Origin of the sequence: Corallococcus aberystwythensis (assembly GCF_003612165.1) — a bacterium.
Lineage (GTDB): Bacteria > Myxococcota > Myxococcia > Myxococcales > Myxococcaceae > Corallococcus > Corallococcus aberystwythensis.
The window spans coordinates 21159-27285 of sequence record NZ_RAWK01000135.1 but is presented as its reverse complement, the minus strand read 5'-3'; the positions used below and the strand labels follow the sequence as shown (position 1 = coordinate 27285).

Here is a 6127-nt window from a genome sequence, read left to right as displayed (position 1 = left end):
ATTGCTCAGCAGCAGCGCGAGCGACGGGTGCCCATCCCGGCCCGCCCGGCCGATCTCCTGGTAGTATCGGGCGGCATCCTCTGGCAGGCAGGCATGGACGACGGCGCGCACGTCGGTCTTGTCGATGCCCATCCCGAAGGCGGCGGTGGCTACCACCAAGTCCAACTCCCCCGCCCTCCAGCGGCGCACCACGTCGCCCCTGTCGCTTCCGGTCGTCTCGCCAGTGACGACGGCCAGGCGCGCGTAGTCGCGCCGTCGGAGTTGCTGGGCGATCTCTTCCGCATCTTTCGGGCGGGTGGTGTAGACGAGCGCCGGCCGGGGTAGGACGTCGAGGACCTGGAGCAGGGTGGCGTCGCGCCCGGCGGAATTGCTGAAGTTCTGGACGACGAGGTCGAGTTCCGTCCGGGGGCATCCGGCCACTACGGGCAGGAACGTGCCGGCGCCGTATTGCTTCTCAATCAGCGTGTGCGCCTCAGCGCCAAACGTTGCGGAGAGCAGGACGGTGCGCAGCGCCGGGTTCTTCGCGCGTAGCGCCTGGACGAGGCCGGGCAGGCGTTGGAAGTCTGGGCGGAAGGTCCGTCCCCAGCTCTCGATGATATGTGCCTCATCCACGAAGAAACCCTGGAGGTGTCCCCGCAGAACGGAGCTGCGGTCGGAGGAGGGGCGGGCCGCCTCGAGCAGCGCTTCCCGGGCTGACGTCAGTGCCATCTCAGGTGACATCAACAGGAGCGGCACCTCGCCCCGGCGGAACCGCAGGAGCAACTCATGCCGGTCGCTGTGGGAAAGCTCCCCGACGAAGGCTTCGCTCCCCTCCAGCCCCGGTTCCTTCTTCAGCGCGTCTGCGTGGGCAAGCGCGAGCGCGACGGTGGGCACGATGACGACCGCGCAGGGACTGCAGTCCTTCGACTGCTCTCGCCACCAGCGGACCCCCAGTTGGAACAGGAGGCTCTTGCCGCCTCCAGTGGGCATGCTCGCTAGCAGCGTGGCGCCTGGTGGCATCGTCAGCAGCGCCCGGAGGGCGGCCTTCTGTGTAGGATTCTGGTACTCGGAATGACGCGAGAGCCGGACGAGGGCGCCGTCCGCAACCGAATGTTGTCGGAAACGGCGGAGCCTCGGATCCAGCTGGAGGGTTTCCCGAAGCGCCACGGCCAGCTTCTCGGGTACGTGCGGATGCCGGTCCACCGACCCCAGATCAAACGCGATGGAAGGCTGCACGCCACGTCCCGGGCGAACAGAGAGGCCGAATCTCTGCAGCCACTCCGGCTGGCGCTCTCTCAGAGAGAACTCCGTCTCGGGCAGCTTCAGGTGGCCATCGCACAGGCGGACAGCTTCGCGGAGCAGGACGCCCCGGTCGGCACCTTCCCTCCGGGACCGAGTAAATGCCTCTAGGGTTCGTGACAACGCGCCGTAGCGCCAGGCGAGGGCTTCCGCGTCTGGAGACGCATCCGCTTCCTCTTGCGCTCGGCGCGCTCTTGATTGTGTTTTGGCAATCACGGCGCTGAGGTCCGCGCAGTCGGGGAAGTCCCAGTCGCTCATGCGTCCCCTCTCACGCGCCCAGGACCATGGCCAGGGCATCCAGCTCCACGGAAGCCTGCCGGATGGAGTCCACCAACGCCTTGCGGACGTCCAACTCCGCACGGGCGCGCGCCGCCTCGGTCGGGCTCTCTCGCTCGCTCACCCCTCGGTAGTAGCCAAGTTCGTGCTGGAGGAGCGTCTCCAGTTCGTCGGCCACCATCTCGTGATCTACTTTGAGCGTTGCGCGGGCGATCTCCAGCGCTCGTGCAACACCAGTGCGAGTGGCCACCCAGAGCGCGGGCGTGGCGAAGGCGGACAGTTGTTCATGCTCCACCTTCGGATCGAACTCCTTCCCTCTGTACGGGGCGAGGAGTCGCTCACGGAGCGCCATATCCGTCACCTCTACTGGTTCCTCCTCGTTGCGAGAATCTATCTTCAGCACCACTTCCTCGACCCGGGGCCACAGCCCGCTGCGGGCGCGGACGAGCAACCCTGGCGGGATGGTGCCGCGCAGGACGCCGCGGACGAGCGCGACCAGGAAGAACTGGCCGCGGTTCTGCGGGCCGAGCCCGGATCGCCGGAAGATGGTGGCGCGCCCGATGGGTGTGGTGTCCAGGGCGTCCACCAGGGTGTCGACGAGGCGGTGGCCCGGGGCGAAGAACTGGACCCGGTTTTCCTTCAGCGCTCGCTTCCGGCTGAAGGTGCCCGCGACTCGCTCTTCGCGGCCGAGGCCGGGCAGCGGCGCCTCCAGTTGATCCGCCTCGCACCTCAGTTGGATGAGCCCATTCCCGATGCCATCGTCCCGGAACCCCAACGCGCGCGACCAGGCAATCAGCGCATACTGGGCGGATTCTGGCTCCATCTCATCGAGAACCTCGGCGAACTCTCGCGCCCTATCCAGTTCCGGTCGGGACGAGTCCAGCGAGGTTTCGAATTCCTTATCTGTCTCGGCGAGCCGTCGGTCTATTTCTTCCCGCAGCCTTTCGGCCACACCCTCTGTGTTCTTACCGCACGCGGCGTCTGAGACGGATTGCTGGAGCCGAGGCAGGTCGAACTCCAGGCCGCCAATGGAGCGGCTCTGGACCTGGAACACCTCCGTGTGCAACTGGACGAGCAACTGCTCCGTCCGGTTGGGACCATGCATGAGGACAGTGTGGATGGGGTGGTTCGGCAGCCGGCCCACCCGGTCCAGCCGGCCGAGCCGCTGCTCCAACCGTGTCACCGACGCCGGGACGTCCAGGTGCAGCACCGCCCAGGCCATCTCGAAATTGCGGCCCTCGCCACCGAGTTCATCCGAGACGAGGACGCGGCACTTCGCGTCGGTCTGGAACCTCCATGCGGCCTCCTCGAGTTCCTGTGGCTCGAGCCGATGATGAAACTTGCGCATGCCCGCCTGGGGAAGCTCCTTGTGGAGGTACTTCCCGAAATCCTCCACGTTCTCCCACTCCTGGGAGAAGACGAGGATCTTGCGCGCATGTTCCTCCGCGAGCCGAGCTCGGATCCAGTCCACTGCCCAGCGATAACGCGCACAGGGCCCCTCCTCCGCCCACTCCTCCGCGAGCCCTTGTGCCTTTGTCCGCCAGGAGTCCTCGTCCGGGAGCGGTGGGGTGGTAGCGATTAGCCGTTGGATAAGGCTCGTTTCCTCCTCTGCACCTGGATCGCTCCGCAGCGCCCGCGCCAGCTCCAAGGGGGCCGGCTTCATCGGGCCACCGAGCGCCTTCTTTCGCGCGAGTAGGAAGGCGAGGAAGTGCTCTGGGGGCGTGCAGGCGAAGCGCTGGTACAAGCTACGCAAAGTCCACTGCTCCACGGTCAGCCCGGGCGAGGCAGAGAGCCGGTCCAGGTGTTCGGCCAGGAGATTCTCCACAGCAGTCGCCTCGTACTTGGCAACTTGGCCTACGCGTGGGTTCCGAGGGATCTCAAGCGCGGCCAGTGTGGCGCGGCGGGTGCGGATCAGCCGGTGATCGATCCGGTGGAACTCCTGTGCGTAGCCAATGAGTTGGTCGAGCGCGTCTTCACCTTCCCCCGAGCGGAATTGCCCGAGCAGTTTCTGGAAGACCGGGTCATCGGAGGCCACCTCGTCCCAGTACCCGGCGATGCTGGCGATAGCATCTTCGTCGAGTTCCTCGCCCGCCTGGCGTGTCGCATCTAACAGTTCGGTGCTGTAGGCCAGGGCATCCCAGATGCGCTTCTTCGCATCCAACCGGTGCTGAAGGGTCGCAGTGTCCTCGGGAAAGTAGACGTCCGGCGACACCAAGGCGAGGAGCCCTAGCAGTCCTTCCGTCTCGCGCTTGGACGGAGTGGCCGAGAGGGCGAGGAAGCCGTGGGCGCGCTCGGCGAGTGTCCGGAACCAAGGGTAGAGCCGATGCCGTGGCGGCACTTGGTGCGCCTCGTCCAGCACGACCAGTTCCCATGTACGGTTGGCAAGCAATTCACGGAGGTCTGCGTGTCCCTCCAGCGCTGTGGTGGAGACGATGAGCCACTTCTGCTGCGCCAGCGAGTGGCGCTCCGACGTATCCGCCTTCTCCCAGCGGGGAGCGGACACTTCGGAGAAGACCCGTGCGCCGAAGCGGAGGTACAGCTCGCACAGCCACTGCCGGGCCATGGCGCCCGGAGTGACTACCAGCACTGGGCAATTCGGATCCGCCGCAGTGAGGGCCTGGATGACGTAGCCCGCCTCGATCGTCTTGCCGAGACCCACCTCGTCCGCGAGCACAAAGCGGGGGGCGCGGTTCCATAGGATGCGCCGGACGGCGTACAGCTGGTGCGCAAGTGGGCGGACGCGGGCTCCGAAGAGGGTGGGGATGCCTTCCGAGTCCCGGTGGAGTTCGTACAGTGTGTTCCTGAGGTCGCGCCGGGCGAAGAAGCGGCGGGGGCTGCGGTACTCCGCGTTTTCCAGGAGCCCCAGCGGGTCCTTGCTCTCAGACGCCAGCGGGACGAGGCGGGACTCCTCTACCCACTCCTCCGCGCCGTCCACGCTCACCAGGGCTCGGCGCAGTGCTCCCCCAATATCTACCGAGAGCAGCTGCGCGGCCCGGTACGCCACTGTCGGTTCCTGAGAGGCGACATGTACGGACAGCCCCTCGTACAACGGAAAGGGGCGGAGTTCCGTCGCATCCACCAGGATTGTTTCATGCGCCTCTCCTCTAAGCGGGCGGACCCTCAGCCTTCCGGCGACACCGCCCTGGACCCGTACTGGACCGAGTTCCGGATTACGAACGAGATAGGCGAGTACGCCCGTGTCCAAGCCTGTCGTCGAATTGGCCTTCGTCATTTGAAAGGAGCCCCGGTTGCTTCTGGCGCTATCGCATCCGGAAGTTACCACTGTGGGAACGACCTGCAGGCGGCTCATACCGGGGACGCTGGTGGGGCGTGATGAACTCACCCGCAGTGTTCCGCGAGGATCCAAGAGACGCCGGGAGTGGCCTGCTAGAGTACCCGTCATGCCCCCCGGGTCCCTTCGGCCCTATCACGCATTGGAGATGCAAATGCGGGGGATATGCATCGTCCGCACAAGCGTAACCGTCCGGCCAACGACGTGTCGGCTCGATTGAAGGCGGACAAATGCCGTGCTCAACGCGTGTCGCGAGCGATTGATGAGCGAGGGCGGGACAGGGCTTCAAACAGTGCCGGCGGCGTGCAACCGCTTCCACTCGCGAGGCAGCAACTCACCGATGTGCGCATTCTGGTGCGTCTGGACGCGCAGGATTACGTCCACGCGGTATGCCTCGGGATTGACGCTGTTGGCCTCGCAGGTGGCGACGCGGGCGTAGCGGCCCGCGAGGTTCTCGCCTGCGGCCTCGTGGCCCACGAAGAGGAAATTCTTCCGGCCCAGGGCCGCCTTGCGCAGTGCACCTTCGCTGCGGTTGTTGTCCAAAGGCAGGCGTGCGTCGGAGACAAATCGGGTGAGGGCGTCCCGCAGTTTTCAGGCATAGAAGAGAGCCCGTTCAGCAGCCCAGCGTGTTGGCGCCGGTGGCCGCGTGCCGCCGGGAGCTGTCGCTGCCCAGGTCCTTCCAGTGCGCGGCGAGTGATTGGATCACCGACTGGGACGGCTTACCCCGGTCCGCCAGGAACGCGGCCGCGAGGTAGTTGAGCGGATGGTTGAGCTGGAGGCTGCGCGCGGCGGGAACGCCTTCGAGCAGCGAAGAGGCCTGACTGACGGCGCGGGGCAGCGGCGTTGGATCCGCGGGCGGCGCGACCTCCACCCAGTGCTTCGCGTCCCGGGCGAGGATGCCCACGCCCATGCTTCGCGCCTGCGCCAGGGTGGGGGGGCGGAGCTCCTCGGCGGAGACGGGCAGGGCGAGGTACGCGTGATGGACGCCCGCGCGGTAGCTGTGCGCCTGACCCAGGCCCTGGACCCAATCCCTCTCAGACGCCTTCACCTCGATGCCCGCGACGAGGACGCCTTCGGGCTGCGCCACGCTGCACAGGATGTCCGGCCGGGTGCCCTCCAGCGTGAGCCGCGTCATGGGCTCCAGCTCCCGTGCGAACGGGCTGCGGACGTAGGAGGGATGCGCATCCACCAGCAGGTGCAGGACGCGCGACTTGCGCAGCCCGTGCGTGAGCAGGTGGTGCTTCAGCTCGCGGACGACGCTGGCCTCGGCGTGGGACATGC

At 66.7% G+C, this 6127-nt stretch carries 3 protein-coding genes and 1 pseudogene; all 4 read right to left on the bottom strand.

Annotation, left to right across the window (positions count from 1 at the left end; all coding sequences use genetic code 11):
• A partial coding sequence (locus D7W81_RS42045; protein WP_158621655.1) for a helicase-related protein occupies positions 1 to 1536 on the bottom strand: 1536 nt, incomplete at its 3' end.
• Positions 1537 to 1546: 10 nt separating this feature from the next.
• A complete protein-coding gene (locus D7W81_RS22440) occupies positions 1547 to 4786 on the bottom strand; it encodes an SNF2-related protein (RefSeq protein ID WP_158621654.1) in 3240 nt (1079 codons plus the stop codon).
• A gap of 345 nt (positions 4787 to 5131) precedes the next feature.
• A pseudogene (locus D7W81_RS22435) lies at positions 5132 to 5428 on the bottom strand (IS66 family transposase); the annotation flags it as partial.
• A gap of 31 nt (positions 5429 to 5459) precedes the next feature.
• Positions 5460 to 6125: a hypothetical protein gene (locus tag D7W81_RS22430; protein ID WP_208721416.1), complete on the bottom strand. Its 666-nt coding sequence runs from the start codon at positions 6123 to 6125 to the stop codon at positions 5460 to 5462.
• Between the last annotated feature and the right edge of the window lie 2 nt (positions 6126 to 6127).

What these genes read in the sequence shown, in the direction of transcription:
- D7W81_RS22440 (WP_158621654.1), bottom strand. Translation starts at nt 4,786, where the DNA reads ATGACGAAGGCCAATTCGACGACAGGCTTGGACACGGGCGTACTCGCC.
- D7W81_RS22430 (WP_208721416.1), bottom strand. Translation starts at nt 6,125, where the DNA reads ATGTCCCACGCCGAGGCCAGCGTCGTCCGCGAGCTGAAGCACCACCTG.